We start from the raw sequence: 767 nt of genomic DNA, 5'->3' as shown, positions 1-767 counted from the left end.
AATGTCCTCCCGATCGGCGCGCATCAGCGCGATCAGCGTGACTACGCCGACCATGGCCGTGAAGACCACCATCGGCCAAATACCCTGGGCAAGAAGAGATTTGATGACTTCCACGTGGGCTCCTTCGGGCACAAAAAAAGCCCCCAGCTGGCGCTGAGGGCTTCGGATCGATGCGGGTAACGGATACAAAAAAACCCCGACCACTTCGGTGTCGGGGTGAGGACACAACTGTCCCCTCGTTTCTGAGGGTAGCAGTTGAATCTGCTGGCGCGCAACGCAATAGGGGTTTGCGCTGCTCATGGCACGTTTCTGCCGGCTTGCAGCGCCGTCCGTCCCGAAAAGCACCAGTCTTGTTTCGAGGCTCCCGGGCGGCGTAAATGTCCTGGTGGGAACTCGGCCACTCGGGCGGAACTTCCCGCGCTTACGTGACAACTGCGCGCGTTACACACAAAAGTAGGAGTTTCAGGGCCTGCGCGTACGGCCGTAGATGTCTGACCCACGGTGGCCCCTGTGTCGTCGTCCGGATGTGCGGCGGCGACGAATCTGATGTGTGCGTGCCCGTGACGTGCGTATCGGGCAGACCTACGTGGTGCTGGTACCTCACCGATTACCAGCCGCCCGCTACCCCGACCGCGAGCGGCCCGGGTCGTCGATGTGGGTGGCCAGGCTGATGACCGGCGCCCGGTTCCGGCTCACCGTCACCCGCATCGACCACGACGCCGAACCGGCCACGGTCGAAGGGCTGCGACTGATCGAACGCGCCCACA

The 767-nt window shown here is 63.0% G+C and carries 1 protein-coding gene; it reads left to right on the top strand.

All coding sequences use genetic code 11. From position 1 onward, the window contains the following. Positions 1-550 precede the first annotated feature (550 nt). On the top strand, positions 551-767 hold a 217-nt coding region (locus NA3_RS37490), incomplete at its 3' end, for a hypothetical protein (RefSeq protein ID WP_157126685.1).

The sequence above is a fragment of the Nocardia africana NBRC 100379 genome, from assembly GCF_001612635.1.
Classification (GTDB): domain Bacteria; phylum Actinomycetota; class Actinomycetes; order Mycobacteriales; family Mycobacteriaceae; genus Nocardia; species Nocardia africana.
Note: the sequence above shows the minus strand (reverse complement) of the source record. Positions and strands in the feature narration are given on the sequence as shown.